This is a genomic window from Nocardia sp. CDC159 (assembly GCF_023740735.1).
GTDB classification, from domain to species: Bacteria; Actinomycetota; Actinomycetes; order Mycobacteriales; family Mycobacteriaceae; genus Nocardia; species Nocardia pulmonis.
In genome coordinates, this window is sequence record NZ_JAMRXH010000030.1 from 1 (window position 1) to 16,423 (window position 16,423).

The 16,423-nt window shown below is 68.8% G+C and carries 10 protein-coding genes; 7 read left to right on the forward strand and 3 right to left on the reverse strand.

Features of this window, described 5'->3' with window-relative positions:
• The first annotated feature begins 4 nt into the window (after positions 1 to 4).
• The 3 genes from NDR87_RS35930 to NDR87_RS35940 are packed head-to-tail and all read left to right on the forward strand — an operon-like array spanning position 5 to position 10,651.
• The gene (locus NDR87_RS35930; RefSeq protein WP_286014463.1) at positions 5 to 4,351 is read left to right on the forward strand and encodes a type I polyketide synthase; all 4,347 of its coding nucleotides are present in this window, start codon (positions 5 to 7) and stop codon (positions 4,349 to 4,351) included.
• Positions 4,352 to 4,370: 19 nt separating this feature from the next.
• On the forward strand, positions 4,371 to 9,866 hold the full coding sequence (locus tag NDR87_RS35935) for a type I polyketide synthase (protein WP_251918584.1): 5,496 nt from the start codon (positions 4,371 to 4,373) through the stop codon (positions 9,864 to 9,866).
• An 11-nt stretch (positions 9,867 to 9,877) separates the two neighbouring features.
• Positions 9,878 to 10,651: an alpha/beta fold hydrolase gene (locus tag NDR87_RS35940; RefSeq protein ID WP_251918585.1), complete on the forward strand. Its 774-nt coding sequence runs from the start codon at positions 9,878 to 9,880 to the stop codon at positions 10,649 to 10,651.
• An 8-nt stretch (positions 10,652 to 10,659) separates the two neighbouring features.
• Here the strand turns inward: NDR87_RS35940 and NDR87_RS35945 are convergent, their stop codons facing one another.
• Positions 10,660 to 11,646 carry a 3-oxoacyl-ACP synthase III family protein gene (locus NDR87_RS35945; protein WP_251918587.1) on the reverse strand — a complete coding sequence of 329 codons (987 nt, stop codon included), beginning with the start codon at positions 11,644 to 11,646 and terminating at the stop codon, positions 10,660 to 10,662.
• A 93-nt stretch (positions 11,647 to 11,739) separates the two neighbouring features.
• Here NDR87_RS35945 and NDR87_RS35950 point away from each other — a divergent pair, with 93 nt between their 5' ends.
• On the forward strand, positions 11,740 to 12,213 hold the full coding sequence (locus NDR87_RS35950; RefSeq protein ID WP_251918588.1) for an SRPBCC family protein: 474 nt from the start codon (positions 11,740 to 11,742) through the stop codon (positions 12,211 to 12,213).
• On the opposite strand, the gene NDR87_RS35955 is transcribed toward NDR87_RS35950, so the two are convergent.
• Positions 12,210 to 13,469 carry an NAD(P)/FAD-dependent oxidoreductase gene (locus NDR87_RS35955; RefSeq protein WP_251918589.1) on the reverse strand — a complete coding sequence of 420 codons (1,260 nt, stop codon included), beginning with the start codon at positions 13,467 to 13,469 and terminating at the stop codon, positions 12,210 to 12,212. The genes NDR87_RS35950 and NDR87_RS35955 overlap by 4 nt on opposite strands.
• 163 nt (positions 13,470 to 13,632) lie before the next feature.
• Positions 13,633 to 14,106: a hypothetical protein gene (locus NDR87_RS35960; protein ID WP_251918590.1), complete on the reverse strand. Its 474-nt coding sequence runs from the start codon at positions 14,104 to 14,106 to the stop codon at positions 13,633 to 13,635.
• Between the two features lie 208 nt (positions 14,107 to 14,314).
• Between NDR87_RS35960 and NDR87_RS35965 the strand changes: the two genes are divergently transcribed.
• From NDR87_RS35965 to NDR87_RS35975, 3 genes are all read left to right on the forward strand, one after another.
• On the forward strand, positions 14,315 to 14,674 hold the full coding sequence (locus tag NDR87_RS35965; protein ID WP_251918591.1) for a nuclear transport factor 2 family protein: 360 nt from the start codon (positions 14,315 to 14,317) through the stop codon (positions 14,672 to 14,674).
• Positions 14,675 to 14,700: 26 nt separating this feature from the next.
• A complete protein-coding gene (locus tag NDR87_RS35970; protein WP_251918592.1) occupies positions 14,701 to 15,531 on the forward strand; it encodes a class I SAM-dependent methyltransferase in 831 nt (276 codons plus the stop codon).
• Positions 15,532 to 15,750: 219 nt separating this feature from the next.
• Positions 15,751 to 16,416 (forward strand): DJ-1/PfpI family protein, encoded by a 666-nt coding sequence (locus NDR87_RS35975; protein WP_251918593.1) that lies wholly within the window; start codon positions 15,751 to 15,753, stop codon positions 16,414 to 16,416.
• Positions 16,417 to 16,423: the final 7 nt, after the last annotated feature.

Here is a 16,423-nt window from a genome sequence, read left to right on the forward strand (position 1 = left end):
GGCGTTGATCGCGACGTATGGGCGTGGGCGGTCCGGTGATCCGTTGTGGTTGGGGTCGGTCAAGTCGAATATCGGGCATAGTCAGGCTGCCGCGGGGATGGCGGGTGTGATCAAGGTGCTGATGGCGTTGCGTCATGGGGTGCTGCCGAAGACCCTGCATGTGGACGCGCCGACGTCGAAGGTGGATTGGGTGGATGCCGGTGTGGCGCTGCTGACCGAGGCTCGGCCGTGGCCGGCGACCGGTCGCCCGCGCCGCGCCGCGGTGTCGGCCTTCGGAATCGGCGGAACCAATGCGCACGTCATCGTCGAGCAGGCGGCCGAAACCGGTGAGCGGACCGCGCGGCCGCCCGTGCCACCGTTGGCCGCGGCCCCGGACGTCTGGGTGCTGTCGGCGAAATCGGCCGCGGCACTGACGGATCAGGCCCGGCGGCTGCGTGACCATGTGCTCGCCCACCCCGAACTCGACCCGGCGGATATCGGCTACTCGCTCGCGACCACGCGGGCCCGGCTGCCCTACTCCGCGGTGGCGGTCGGGTCCGATCGTGCGGAGCTCCTGGCTGGTCTGGAATCGGTGGTCCCGGGTCGTGCGAGCGGGTCCGGCCGGGTGGGTTTCGTCTTTCCGGGCCAGGGCGCGCAGTGGGCGGGGATGGCCGTCGAACTGCTGAAGTGCTCGCCGGTGTTCGCGGCGCGGATCGAGGATTGTGCGAAAGCGCTGGAGCCGCACATCGATTGGTCGTTGTCGGAGGTGCTGGCCGGCGCCGAGGGTGCGCCGTCGCTGGAACGTGTGGATGTGGTGCAGCCGGTGTTGTTTTCGGTGATGGTGTCGCTGGCCGCTGTCTGGGAGTCGTTCGGCGTGCGCCCGGATGGTGTGATCGGGCATTCGCAAGGTGAGGTGGCCGCGGCGTGTGTGGCCGGGGTGCTGTCGCTGGCGGACGCGGCGCAGATCGTGGCCGTGCGCAGTCGGTTGGTGCAGCAGTGTGTGGTTCGGGCCGGTGGCGGTGGTGGAATGGCGACGATTGCCGAACCGGTCGAGCGGGTGCGGGCACGGGTGGCCGAGTGGCCGGATCGGTTGTGGGTGGCCGCGGTGAACGGCCCGGCCGCGGTGACGATCACGGGGGATGTGGAGGCGTTGACCGCGGTGCTGGATCGGTGTGCGGCGGAAGGGGTGTGGGCCCGGCGGGTGCCGGTGGACTACGCCTCGCACAGCCCGCGCGTCGAGCCGGTCCGGGAACCGCTGCTGGCCGAGTTGGCCTCGGTGACACCGATCGACACCACGGCGGTGCGCTTCCATTCCACCGTGCTGAATTCGGTGGCCGAGCCGTCGCGGTTGGATGCGCCGTACTGGTTCCGGAACCTGCGGGAGCCGGTGCAATTCGACGCGGGCGTGCGCGGTATGGTCGAACAGGGCTATCGGGCATTGATCGAGATCAGCCCGCACCAGGTGCTGGCCATGTCGATCGGCCAGTCGATCGAGGCCACCGGGCGCGACCTCGACGAGGTCGCCGTGACAGGCACGCTGCGGCACGACGACGGCGGCGCCGCGCGGCTGGTGTCGTCGCTGGCGGAGGCGTACGTCGCGGGCGTGCCGGTGGACTGGTCGGTGCTGTACGCCGGGCAGGACCGCAATCGAGTCGATCTGCCGCCGTATGCCTTTCAACACGAACGGTACTGGCCGGTGACGCAGCCGGTAGCGGATGTGCATTCGGTGGGACTCGCCGAAGGTGACCATCCGCTGCTCGCGGCCTCGATACGGTTGGCCGACGGCACGGGCCTGCTGGGCGCCGGCATCCTGTCCACGGCCCGGCAGCCGTGGCTGCTGGATCACCGGGTGTTCGGCGAGGTCGTGGTGTCGGGGACCACCCTGGTGGAGCTCGCGGCCGCGATGGGCGCCCGGCTGGGCCGTCCGGTCGTCGCGGAACTACTGCTCGAGGCGCCGCTGATCGTGCCCGAGGACACCGCGGTGCGCATACAGGTACGGGTGAGCGAGCCCGACGAGCGCGGGATTGCCGCCTTCTCCGTGCACTCGAATGCGAAACCGGCTGGGGAAGGACCGGATTGGGTGCGCCACGCCACGGGTCAGCTGACCGCCGAGTCGAACGCGGAACCAGACACCGGCGATGAGGACACCTGGCCGCCCGCCGGTGCGACCGAAGTGTCGGTCGGCGATCGCTACGATCGGCTGGCCGATCGCGGCTTCGGCTACGGCACCCTGTTTCGCGGGATGCGCACGGTGTGGCGGCGTGGCGAGGAGATCTTCGCCGAAATATCGGTTCCCACAGCGCCGCCCGGATATCTGCTGCATCCCGGACTGCTCGACTCCGCGTTCCACCCGGCCCTGTTCGCCACCGAGGACGCCGCCGAACCGCGGGGCGTGGTGCTTCCGTTCGTGTGGTCGCGGGTGCGCCTGCGCGGCGGCAGTGAGCCACCCCGCACGCTGCGGGTCCGGCTGAACCGGACCGGCCCGGACAGTGTCACGATGACCGCCATCGATCTCGCCGGGCGACAGGTGGTTTCGGTGGGATCGGTCACCTCACGGCCGGTCTCCGAGGCACAGGTGTCCGCGCGCACCGAACACTCGCTGTTCGGTATCGAATGGCTCGAGGTACCCGCACCCGCCCCTGCGCCCACGGGCCACAAGGCGCTGATCGTCACCGAATCCGATGCCGCCGGGGCGGATTCGCGCGCACACTGCTACTCCGACATCGACACCCTCATCGCCGCCCTCGGCAGCGGCGCGGTCACGCCGGACGTCGTACTGGTCCCGATCGTCGCGGCCGACGCACGCGATGTACCCGCCGCCGTGCACGCGGTGACACAGGGCCTGCTGACCGTCGTGCAACGCTGGCTCACCGCGGCGGAACTGTCCGGCGCGAAACTGGTGGTCTTGACTCGCGATGCCATGGGACCCGATGCGCCACAGACCCTTTCGGCCGCGCCCGCCTGGGGGCTGATCCGCAGTGCGCAGGCCGAGCACCCCGGTCGCTTCGTCCTGGTCGACCTCGACACCGACCGGGACGCGGATCCGGAGCGCTGGTGGAGCGAGGTGGATGCGGCGCTCGCCACCGGCGAACCCCAGATCGCGGTGCGCGCCGGGCGACTGCGAATCCCGAAGCTGCGGCCGGCCGAGGTCGCCGCGGCCGGATCCGTCCCCTTCGAGGCCGACTCCACCGTTCTGATCACCGGCGGCACAAGCGGTTTGGGTGCGGTGGTGGCCCGTCACGCGGTGGCCGAGCACGGCGTTCGTTCGCTGGTACTCGCGAGCCGCAGCGGTCCCGCCGCTCTGGGCAGCGCCGCTCTGGAGGCGGAACTGACCGCACTCGGAGCGCGGGTGCGGGTGGTCGCCTGCGATATCACCGATCGCGCGGCCGTCGACGAGCTGATCGCCACCATCGACGATCTGCGGGTGGTGGTGCACAGCGCCGGCGTGCTCGCCGACGGGCTGATCGAGACCATGAGCGCCGAACAACTGGACCGTGTGCTCGCCGCCAAGGTGGACGCGGCCTGGCATTTGCACGAGGCGACCCGGGACCGTGATCTCACGGGATTCGTCGTGTTCTCCTCCGCGTCCGGGGTGATCGGCGGTGCGGGACAGGCGAACTACGCGGCGGCGAACGTCTTCCTCGACGCGCTGGCCCACTGGCGGCGCGGTAACGGCCTGCCCGCGCAGTCGCTCGCCTGGGGTTACTGGGCCGAGGCCACCGCCCTCACCGGCGGGCTCCGGCAGGTGGACATCTCCCGGATGAGCGATCTCGGCGTCGTCGCGATGTCGGCCGAGGAGGGACTCGCACTGTTCGACACCGCCCTCGCCACCGCGACGCCGGTGCTGTGCCCGATCCGGCTGGACCCGGCGACACTGCGGGCCAGGGCGGAAGCGGGCGCCCTGGCGCCGATGCTGGACACGCTCGTTGCGGTGCGCCCGCACACCCGCGAAACCGCCGAGCGAGCCGCGCGATTGCGCGCTGAACTGACCGAACTGCCCGGCGCCGACCGGATTCGGCGCCTGCTGCAGGCGGTGCGCACCGAAGTGGCCGCCGTCCTGCACCACGACAATCCGAGCGCGGTGGGATCCGATGCGGCCTTCAAGGAGCTCGGGTTCGACTCGCTGGCCGCGATCCAGCTTCGCAACCGGCTCGGCCGGGCCACCGGGCTCACCCTGCCCGCCACCCTCGTCTTCGACCACCCGACGCCGCGCGCGGTCACCGGCTACCTGATCGCGGCGCTGTTCCCCGTCGACGACGAGATCGACTCGACCGCAAGCCAATTCGAGCCCTTCGGTGACGAAGCAGACGATATCGCGGGGATGGCGGACGAGGAGCTGGTCCGGCTGGCGCTACGCGCCGAACAGCGGTAGCCGCGAGAGGGAGTTGTCCATGGCCATGTCCACCGACGAGGTGATAGCGGCGCTGCGCGCCTCGATGACCGAGAACGCGCGACTGCGCGCCGAACAGCGTCGGGCCGCCGAGCGGGCACACGAACCGATCGCGGTGGTGGGGATGTCGTGCCGGTATCCCGGCGGTGTGCAATCGCCGGATCAGCTCTGGCGGCTGGTCACCGACGAGGTCGACGCGATCTCTCCGTTCCCGTCCGATCGCGGCTGGGACGTGGCCGCCGGTTACCACCCCGATCCCGAACACCCCGGCACGACCTACTGCCGTTCGGGCGGTTTCCTCTCCGGCGCGGCGGATTTCGATGCGGCGTTCTTCGGTGTGGGTCCGCGGGAGGCGTTGGCGATGGATCCGCAGCAGCGGTTGCTGTTGGAGGGTACGTGGGAGGCGCTGGAGGATGCGGGGATCGATCCGGCGTCGTTGCGCGGCAGCGATACCGGCGTGTTCGCGGGCTCGATGTACCGGGACTACGAGATTGCCACGCGTACCCATGCCGATCTCGGCGGACACTGGGGTGTGGGCTCGGCCGGCGCCGTGCTGTCGGGACGGGTGGCATATTCGTTCGGGTTCACCGGGCCCGCGATGACGATCGATACCGCCTGCTCCTCGTCGCTGGTCGCGGTGCATCTGGCCTGTCAGTCGCTGCGGCGCGGCGAATGCGGGACGGCTATCGCGGCCGGGGTGACGGTGATCGCGACGCTCGGTGTGTTCGTGGAGTTCTCGCGGCAGCGGGTGATGTCGATCGACGGCCGGTGCCGGGCGTTCGCGGCGGACGCGGACGGCGCGGGCTGGTCGGAGGGCCTGGGTGTGGTGGTGCTCGAGCGCCTGTCCGAGGCGCAGCGCCGGGGACATCGAGTGCTGGGGGTGATCCGGGGATCGGCGGTGAACCAGGACGGCGCCTCGAACGGTCTGACCGCGCCGAACGGCCCGTCCCAGGAACGGGTGATCCGTGCGGCGCTGGCCGACGCGGGACTGCGGCCCGCCGATGTGGACGCGGTGGAGGCGCACGGCACCGGCACGGTGCTGGGCGATCCCATCGAAGCCCAGGCCCTCAGCGCCACCTACGGGCACAAGCGCACCGGTGAACCCGTATGGCTGGGGACGATCAAATCGAATATAGGCCACAGCCAGGCTGCTGCCGGGATGGCCGGACTGATCAAGATGATCCTGGCCATCCGGCACGGTGTACTGCCCAAGACCCTGCACGTGGACGCCCCGACGCCCAAGTTGGATTGGGCCACCGCGGGTGTGCGGCTGCTGACCGAGGCCCGGCCGTGGCCGCGGGTCGAACGTCCGCGCCGGGCCGGGGTGTCGTCGTTCGGAGTGTCGGGCACCAATGCCCACGTCATTCTCGAGCAGCCGCCCGAACCGGTTCCACCCGATGCCGCGGAGGCGGTCGCGCCCTTCTCCGGGGGGCCGACGGTGTGGGTGCTGTCGGCGAAATCGGCCGCGGCACTGGTCGAACAGGCGCGGCGCCTGCGTGCCCACCTGCTCGACCGGCCCGACCTGGACCCGGTCGACATCGCCGCCGCGCTGGTGCGGACCCGGGCGGTACTGACCCATCGCGCGGTGGTGATCGGCGCCGACCGGGCGGAGCTGCTGTCCGGTCTGGACGCGGTGATCGAGGACCGGCGCGAGGACGACGTCGTCACGGGACAGGCCGACCGCCGCGACGGAATCGGCTTCGTCTTCCCGGGCGCGGGCGGGCAGTGGGACGAGATGGCCCGCGAATTGCTCGACACCGCACCGGTATTCGCCGAACGGATCGCCGAGTGCGCGAAGGCGTTCGAGCCCCACCTGGACTGGTCGCTGACCGAGGCGCTGCGCGGCGCGCCGTCGCTGGATCGTGTGGATGTGGTTCAGCCCGTGCTGTTCTCGATGATGGTGTCGCTGGCCGCGCTGTGGGAATCGTTCGGTGTGCGCCCCGACGGCGTGATCGGGCACTCACAGGGCGAGATCGCCGCGGCCTACGTGGCCGGGGCGCTGTCGCTCGAGGATGCCGCGCGGATCGTCGCCACGCGCAGCCGGATGATCGCCGACCGGGTGACCGGCGGCGGTGCCCTGCTGTCGATCGTGGATTCCGCCGAGGCGGTCCGCACGGTACTCGCCGAATTCGACGGCGATGTCTCGGTGGCCGCGGTCAACGGCCCCCGCTCGGTGGTCGTCGCGGGGGAGCGCGACGCGCTCGCGCGGCTGGAACGGCATCTGGCCCGGGCGGGAACCATGCGCTGGCTGGTGGACGGCGTCGAATTCGTCGCCCACTCCTCCGCGATGGACGTGCTGCGCGAGCCGCTGATCGCGGCACTGCGGCCGGTGCGAGCCCGCATCGCGGCGGTGTCGTTCTACTCCACGGTGACCGGCGCGGCGCTGGACACCGCGACACTGGACGGGGAGTACTGGTACCGCAACCTGCGCGACCCGGTGCTGTACGAACCCGCCCTGCGCGCGCTGCTCGCGGCGGGGAACGAGGTCACCATCGAGGTGGGTCCGCATCCGCTGCTGACGCTCGGCACCGAGGAAACGGTGTCCGACATGGGGATCCGTGTCGCGGTCCTGGGTTCGCTGCGCCGTGGTGACGGCGGTGCGCGTCGGATGCTGCGGTCGCTGGCGCAGGTCTTCGTGGCGGGCGTGACCGTCGACTGGACCGTGCTGTTCGCCGGTCGAGCTGGCCGGTGGGTCGACCTGCCCACCTACCCCTTCGAACACCAGCGCTTCTGGGCCGTCGGCGAGCACACCGGCGATGTGCGCACCATGGGCCTGGCGACGGGCGGCCACCCGCTGCTCGCCGGGTCCGTACAGCTGGCCGATGGTTCGGGCCTGCTCTGCACCGCGGGGTGGTCGCTGGATCGCTATCCCTGGCTGGCCGATCACGCGGTCTTCGGCGGGGTGGTGGTGTCGGGAACGACACTGCTGGAGCTGGCCGCCGCGGTCGGCGCGCGCCTGGAATGTCCGACCGTTACCGAACTTCTGTTGGAAGCGCCGCTCACCGTTCCCGAGGACAGCACGGTGAGTGTGCAGCTGCGCATCGGCGCGTCCGACGGCGGGCAGCGGGAATTCACCGTGTACTCGATGCTCGGCGCGCTCGACGACAATCGCGGCGACTGGGTGCGCAACGCCTCGGGTGTCCTGTCGGCCGAATCCGCCGATCCGACGGACGAGCAGTGGGGCGAATGGCCACCGCACGAGGCCGAGCCGGTCCCCGTGGACGGCTGGTACGACCTGCTCGCCGACCGCGGATTCGGCTACGGCCCGCTGTTCCAGGGTGTGCGGGCGGTCTGGCGGCGCGGGGCGGAGCTGTTCGCCGAGGTGTCCTCGCCCACCGCCCCGCCCGGATATCTGGTCCATCCCGGAATCCTCGATGCCGCATTCCATCCGGCCCTGCTGAGCCCCGGCCCGGATGCCGCGGCGGACGGCGTCGTACTGCCCTTCGCCTGGACGCGGGTGCGGCTACGGGGCGGGGCGACCCGGACGCTGCGTGTGCGGCTGCATCGGGTCGACGCCCAGACGGTGGCGATGACCGGCGCCGATACCAGTGGGCGCGTGGTTGTTTCGGTGGGATCGGTGACGTCGCGGCCGGTATCGGCGGCGCAGCTGGCCCCGGCCCGGCGGGCACAGGGCGCAGGGCTGTACGAGATGCGCTGGGAGCCGCTGTCTTCGAGCTCGGGTTCGTTCAATGACTTCGCGGTGATCGCAGGCGGATTCGACCGTCCGGCCACAGGTCCTGTCCGGTACGAGGATTCGAGTGCGCTCGCGAGCGCCGTCGCGGCCGGTACGCCGGTACCGGACACCGTGCTGGTCGCGGTGGGCTCCGATGCCCCCGATCGGCCGCGCCCGGTGCTCGATCGCGTGCTGGCGCTGATTCGCGAATGGGTTGCGACACCGGAGTTCTCGCATTCGCGACTGGTGCTCGTCAGTCGCGGCGGCGTCGCCGTCGAGCCGGACGAGATGCCGGATCTGTGCTCGACGGCGGTGTGGGGACTGGTGCGCAGCGCCCAGGCCGAGCATCCGGACCGGCTGGTGCTCGTCGACGTGCCCGTCGCGGCGGAGCCGATCGCCGCCGCCGAGGTGGCCGCGGCCGTCGCCAGCGGCGAACCGCAACTCGCGCTGCGCGCGGGCCGCGTGTTCGTGCCCCGCCTGGCCCGCGTCGGCGCGTCGGCCGGCCCGGCCGATGGCCTGGATCCCGACTCGACCGCACTGATCACCGGCGGTACAGGCGGTTTGGGCGCACTGCTGGCCCGGCATCTCGTGGTCACCCACGGTGTGCGGTCACTGGTATTGGCCAGTCGCAGCGGCCCCGCGGCACCGGGGGCGGCGGAACTGACGGCCGAGCTGACCGAGCTCGGCGCCGCGGTCCGCGTGGTCGCCTGCGATGTCTGCGATCCCGTGGCGGTCACGGAGCTGATCGACTCGATCGATCCGGCGCGACCGCTGCGCATCGTCGTGCACGCGGCCGGTGTCCTCGCCGACGCGACCGTCGAATCGGTGACCGGCGATCAGCTCGATCGCGTCTTCGCCGCCAAGGCCGAGGCGGCGTGGAATCTGCACCGGGCGACGCGGGACCGCGAGCTGTCGGCCTTCGTGCTGTACTCCTCGGCCTCGGGCCTGCTCGGCGGTCCCGGCCAGGCCGCCTACGCGGCGGCCAATGTCTACCTCGATGGATTGGCCCGGTGGCGGCGCGCCCGGGACCTGCCCGCCGTCTCGATGGCCTGGGGTTTCTGGGCCGAAACCACCTCGATGACAAGGGAACTCACCGCTGTCGACGTCTCGCGTCTCGCCGACACCGGCATCGTGGCGATGTCGCCGGAGGAGGGGCTGGGACTGTTCGACGCCGCGCTGGCGGTGAATCTGCCCGTGGTGGCCCCGATGCGGCTGGATACCGTCGCACTGCGAAATCGCGCGCGCGGCGCTGGACTGCCGCCGCCGCTGCGGGGGCTCGTGCCCGTGGCGGGCCATCGCGGCGACCGTGGTTCGGCGGAACAACTGCGGTCTCGGCTGGCCGCGATGGCGGCCCCGGAACGCGAACATCACCTGCTGGGCCTGGTCTCGACCGAGGTCGCGCAGGCGCTGCACCACACCGGCGCCGAGGCGGTCGAACCCGACCGGCCGTTCAAGGAACTCGGCTTCGATTCGCTGACCGCCGTCGAACTGCGCAACCGCCTCGGCCACAGCACCGGGCTGACCCTGCCGCCGACCCTGGTCTTCGACCATCCGACGCCGAAAGCGGTGGCGGCGCATCTGCTTCGGCTGTTGCGCCCGGCCGAGCCGATCGATCCGATCGAGCAGGCCGTCACCCATCTCGCCGCACTCGTCGAGGGCCAGTCTCGGCAACGGCGGGCCGCGATCGCGCAGCGCCTGCGGGCACTGCAGCAGCAGCTCGAAGTGGGCGAGGCCAATACCGAACAGGACGACGACGAGCGCATCCGATCCGCGAGCGCCAGCGAGATCTTCGACCTGATCGACCGAGACCTCGGAGTGGACTGACCATGTCGGAAATGCTGACCACGATGCTGTGGCACGCCCACGCCCGCGGTGCGCTGGGCGAGGCGCTCGCGCAGGTACGCGAGGCATCGCGCAACCTACCCACCTTCACATCCGCCGACCCGGCCGTACCGCGGCCGCTGCTGGTCAGCGAGGGGGATGAGGTGCCGAGGCTGATCTTCGTGCCGTCCTTCCTGGTCGGCTCGGGACCGCATCAATTCGCGCGAATGGCAGCGAGTTTCACCCGCCGCTCGCGTGCCTCGGCGCTGGTGCTACCCGGATTCGACCGGACCGGAAAGGTTCCGGCCACCTGGGACGCCGCGCTCGCCGCACTGGCCCTCGCGGTCGAGACCGCCACCCAGGGAAAACCCTTTGCGCTGGTTGGCTATTCGATCGGCGGCACCATCGCGCACGCGCTGGCGAGCAGGCTCGAGGCCACCGGATGCGCACCCGTCGGCATCGTAATGATCGACACCATACATCCGGAGGCCGCAGACCGGGCCGCGGCCTTCGCCTGGGCACTGGGCAGCGTCGTGGAGCGCGACCGCGAGGGGCGCCTGATCTCCGCGCGCGGTCTGCTCGCCATGGGCGCGTACTTGCGCATCTTCGACGAATGGACGCCGGACCGGGTGGACGTCCCGACCCTGATGCTGTCCGCCGAGGCCACCGCATGGCCGAAATGGCCGGTGGCGGACTCGGTTTCGGTGGTTGCGGCCGATCACTTCTCGATCCTCGACGAACACGCCGAAACCACCGCGAAACTCATCGAAGGCTGGCTGCCGCGGTAGCCCGGCGGTCAACCGTTCCAGCGCACCGCCGCGGCGGCGGCGAAATCGCCCGCGTGCGCGAATCCGGCCATCACGATGAGCTTGTCCGCGCCGACGACCCCGTCGCGGATTGCCATGTCGAGAGTGATCGGAACCGCCGCGCCGTAGAGATTGCCACATCGGTCGAAGCTGTCGAGATGCTGATCCGTGGTGAGTCCCAGCGCGTTTCGCCAATTGCGCAGGAACAGCCGGTTCGGCTGATTGGTGACCAGATAGTCGATATTCGAGATCTCCAGATTCTTGCACAGTTCGCCGACCACCTCGGGGATGAGATTGTTGCCCCGTTCGATGATTTCCTTCGATTTCTCCTGAGCGAAGGCGATTTCCAGCTCGCCGGATCCTGGTTCCCAGTACTTGCGGCCGTCGCCGGTGGCGGGCGACATATCCTGGGCGAATGCCGGGGTACTGCGTACGTGGACACCCAGAACGGGGGAGCGGTCGTCGGCGGTCAGATAGGCGACACCGCAGCCGTCACCCGCGAGCGCGGCGGCCTGGCGGGTACCGATCTCCGGTTGCGCGAACAATTGACCCGCGGTGTTCTGAACGTTCGCCACCAGTACGGTTTTCGCCTCGCCGGTGGTGATCATCGCCCGGGCGATCTTCAGCATGTAGGGGAAGGCCGCGCACCCGGCGTTGTGCAGATCGAGCACGAGGTCCGGTTCGCAGCCGAGCCGATAGGCGGATTCCGCGCCGCAACCGGTGATGCATTCGTCGGGCAGCAGCGTATTGGTGATCAACATGTCGACATTTCCGGCCGGTGCACAGCCGAGTCGTTCGAACATGGGTCGTGCGGCCTTCTCGACCATCTCCGCCGCCCGTTCGCCGGGCGCGATCCGGTGCCGCTCGGCGGGCGGGCGGAAAAGCGGACTGGTGGCCATGAAATCGGTTTCGGCGTCGGCCGGAGTGGGCGTGATCACCTCGGCCGGGAGATAGCTGCCGAAGGCCGCGATACTCATCGGATGCATTGGGCTGTCCTCCATGTTCCACCACCGGATCCGTTGCGCGCCAGCTGTTGCCACGGTGGTCGGGCGAACCGTATCTTCTCGAGTATGGATGTTGTCGTGGAAAAGTTCATGAAATGCACCTCCGACGAATATCTCGATTTCGTCATGGACGTCGAGCGCTACGCCGAGGTCGACGACAAGATAACCAAGATCGACTGGATTCGGCGCACCGGAAATGTGTTGCAGTTCAAATTCCGTCCGGCGCTGCCGGGTATGCCACGGCCGATGCCGAAGATGGTGCTCCAACTGACTCTGACGCCGGGGAAGCGCATCGATCTTACCCTGGCGCCACCGCCGCACAACAAACTGGCCAACCCGGTGATGAAGTACACCGGATCTTTCGTCTGCGCACCCGCCGTCGGGGGAACGATGGTGACGAGCTCGACGAGTCTCGCGGTCGTCCCCCCGCTGCGCTGGGTGATCGAGCCGATTCTGCGGCGGAATCTACCGCAGAATTTTCGTGCCGAAATGGAGCACGCCAAGGCGTATATCGAAAAGCTCAGCGCGGGCAAGGGTTAGGACGACAGCCGCACCTTCGCCGCGGACGTCACCGAGGACCGCCGCGCCCGGCGCGATCGCAGTGCCGCGACCGTCGCTCGCGCCAGGAATACCGGATGCACCGCGGTGAACATCGAGGAATTACGCGAGACCGCCTTGGTTACCCACGCGCCGACCCACCGGTCCTGCACCGCCGCGGACAGCATGAACTTCATCAGCAGCGACAGGTTCGGTCGCCTGCTCAGATCGACGATCTGCAGCTGATGCGGTAACAGGCGGATGCGATGGAGGCGCTGATAGCGCCGCGCGGCGGCATCGATCTCGGCGAAGGTGCCCGCCGCCAACGGCTTCGCTACCGCGTCGCTGAGCCATTCCGCCGTCTGCAGCGCCCAGCCCAGGCCCGCGCCTTCGGCCGGATCCGCCGACATCGCCGCATCCCCGACAAGGGCGACGCCGGGCGCGGTGATCCGCCAGCGGGTGATGCTCGGATAGTCGCGATAGCCGATCACGTCCGAAGTGCGTTCGGCCTGCGACAGATCCGGCACATCGGGCAGTCCGGCATAGGACGCGAGCAGCGCCGCCTCCTTGTCCTCAGCCTCGGCATACTGCTGCTTGCTCAGCAGTCCGGCGAGAATCGCGTGGCCGTCGTCCATGGCGCCGACCGAGACGATTTCCGGCATCTTCAGCCAGACGCTGAGCGAACCGTCTTCCGGCACTTGCACATTGCGGTAATACGCGAAAACGCAGGCGCGGCAATTTTCGGAAAGATGCGCGGACAGTCCGGCCAATTCGGCGACCTTGGTCGCGCGGCCGTCGGCGCCGATCACCAGGCGCGCGCCGAATCGCCGGTCCGCGCCGTCGATTCGCGCGACCACACCGTCGATTCTGCCCGTGTGATCGCGGGTCAATTCCCGTACTTTCGCGCCCAATATCAGATCGACCTGTGCCACTTCGGCGGCGGCCGCGCGCACCAGCGGGTCGAGTGTTTGGCGGCGGATGTTGTAACCGTGCGGCGGACGATCCGGTTGCAGCGGTGTGCGCAGCCAGCCGTACGGCGTCGAATAGGCGTCCCGCGCCGGTACACCGCCGGCATCCTCGATCAATTTGTCCAGACCGATGCGCCGCATGGTGGGCAGTGCGCTGGAACGGATGGAGGAGGTGCACAATCGCTTGTACGTTTTCGGATCGCGATGCGCCTCCAGCAGCGCGACTCGTAATCCGGTGCGACCGAGCAATATCGCCGCCGTACAGCCCGCCAGGCCGGAGCCTACAATCACTGCATCATAGTCGTCATTCATAACACTCTCTCCGGATGGGGAGCGGATGGAGCGCCGCGAACAGCACCGGTTGTTATCCTGGCATCCGGCGCGAGTCGGCCGCAAAGTCGACGACAGCACAATGCCCGGACCGATCGGTCCGGGCATTTCGGGATTGGTCGGATCAGTTGCTGGCGCCTGACTTTTCGAGATACGCTTTGGCCTGCTCGACTTCGGTTTCGATGTTCTGCGGCAGGTTGCGCCGCAGGATCGGCTCGACCAGCCAGCGTACAGCGGGATTGAGTTCGGCCGCCATAATCCTCGTGACCAGCACGCCGTTCTCGACAGGTTCGCAGGCGAAACTTGCGTTGAACTTCATGATTCGATTCCACAGCTTGTTCTCGGGCAGCGCGACCAGACTGACATCCACCCGCTTACCCGGCGTGAGAACGCCCTGCGCAATCATTTTCGGCGCCGGCCCGGGCAGACCCGGCATCGCGGGCCGGAACTTGAACTGTACGTGATTCCCCTCGCGCCGCACCCAGTCGAACGGGCCGAGCTTGTCGTCCACCCGTGCGTAGCGCTCGACATCCATTGCGAATTCCAGATATTCGTCCGGAGTGCATGCGATGAACTTCTGTGCCCTCGCCTCAACCATGATCACAGTGTACGGCGAAATGGTCCTCCCCCTGAACATTTCGTGCGCTTCGGTTGTCGATGTCGGCTGGTCGACTGGGGCAAGGATGGCGGCATCGGACGGTGGGGATTCGTTCTGCAGGACTCGGAGTATCCGACCCCCGCGCGCAAGTTGACAAGGATGGTCCGGATATCTGCGTGAATCGGATACCGCCTGCCATGGTTGTCTTATGAGTGACAGTGACAGCCGCGCACCGATCGTCGAGCCGGAGGACATCATCGACGTGTTCGTCGCACGCATACGCGCAGCGGACGCGGACGGCCTCGCAGCGCTGTACGAACCGGATGCCGTGCTGGCGGTACCCGGTGGTCCCGTCGTGCGCGGCCTGTCCGCGATCCGGGAGGCGTACGCACAGTTCCTCGCCACCGAACCGGTCTACGAGATCGGTGAGCGGCAGCCACCGCTACTGATGGGCGAACTGGCGCTGACCGCGCACCGCTGGCCCGGCGGTGATATCACCGTCGACGTGCTGCGCAGACAGCCCGACGGCACCTGGCTTTGTGTTATCAGTCAGCCCAGGATCAACTGACCGGCACACGCTGATGAGGTGATGAGATGGCTAAGGGCAAGGCCGGTTTCACCGAGGAGCAGTCGGCGTGCTTGGCCGCCTTGTACGGCCGGGCATTGGACGCGCGCAAGAACGAGCCCATTCTCGGCGATCCCACCGCCGAGGGCGCGATGCGCCGGATCGACTACGACTTCGGCAAGCTCGGGGTGAGCCACGTGACTGCCCTCATGGTCGCCGCCCGGGCCAGGCGGTTCGACGATATGGTCCGCGAGTTCCTGCGCGCGCATTCGACCGCGACGGTGCTGCACCTCGGCTGTGGCCTGGATAGCCGGGTCTATCGGCTGGCCCCTCCGGACTCGGTGCACTGGATCGACGTGGACCATCCCGATATCGTCGCGCTGCGCTCCGAGGTGTATCCCGACCAGCCGCCCCATTACACGGTCATCGGCTCGCCGGTCACCGACCCCGCGTGGGTGTCCCGTATCCCGGCCGACGCGCCGACGCTGGTAGTGGCGGAGGGCCTCATCCCGTACCTGCATCCGGACGAGGGCCGGGCGCTGCTGCGCGCGCTGGTCGAGCACCTGCCTTCCGGTGAGATGATCTTCGACGCCATGGGAAGTCTCGCCGTCCGGATGCAGAAACTGAATCCGGCCGTGCGGCGCACGAAGGCCACGCTCCGGTGGGCCATCGACGATCCACGTGAACTGGAGCCCCTCGGTCTCACCACGATTCGCAGTCTCGGCCCGGACGAGATGGTGCCACCACAGCAACGCGCCAAGGCCCCCCTTCCGTACCGCCTGCAGTTCGCGATGCTCGGAATGCCCCTGTTCCGAGATCTCGCCCATCTCATGCACGCCCGATTCGGCCAGGCGACCTAGAGGCCGCGACTCGAGCCGAAACAAGCCGCAGCCCAACAGCTTTGGTTGAGAGTGTGCGAGTCGAGGCCCTAAACTTCGGCTCACCCACTTCGGATCTGCCGATCGGCACCATCGCCGCCCGGATCGATTTCGGGCGTCTCGAAACGATGACCGTGTCTTTCGCGCGGCGCGTCGGCACCACCCCGCATCGCTATCGCGATCATTCACCAGGAGGATTTCGTGATCATTGCCATCGGGCTGTATTCGGGTTTCACCACACTCGACGCCATCGGACCGTATCAGGTATTCAGCACCGTGCCGGGCGCCGAAGTGGTGCTGTGCGCCGCCGAAACGGGCACGCTCGACGACGACCACAACCTGATGCACCTGCGCGTCGACGCCACGTTCGCTGATGTGCCGCGTCCCGATATTCTCCTGATCCCCGGCGGCCCGGCCTCGCTCGCACTCGCCAGGGACAGCGCCCCGATCGTCGACTGGGTACGCAATGCCCACCCGCACACCAGGTGGACCGCCTCGGTGTGCACCGGGGCGCTCATCCTCGGCGCCGCGGGCCTGCTCGACAACCGGCCCGCGGCCACGCACTGGCACTTCTACGACGAACTCGCCAAGTACGGCGCCCAACGGACCGAGGAGCGCATCGTCATCGGCGACCGAATCGCCACCGGCGCAGGCTCTTCTGCGGGTATCGATCTCGCATTGACGCTGGTGGCCGAATTCGCGGGTCCGGAGCTCGCGCAGGGCATCCAACTCGCGCTCGAATACGATCCCGAGCCTCCGTTCGACTCGGGTTCGCCGAGTAAGGCGGCCAAACCGATCGTCGACACCGTCTCATTCATGATCGATGCATTCGAAAAGGAATACAGCCGCGCAGTAGTTCGAGACTAGGAACCGT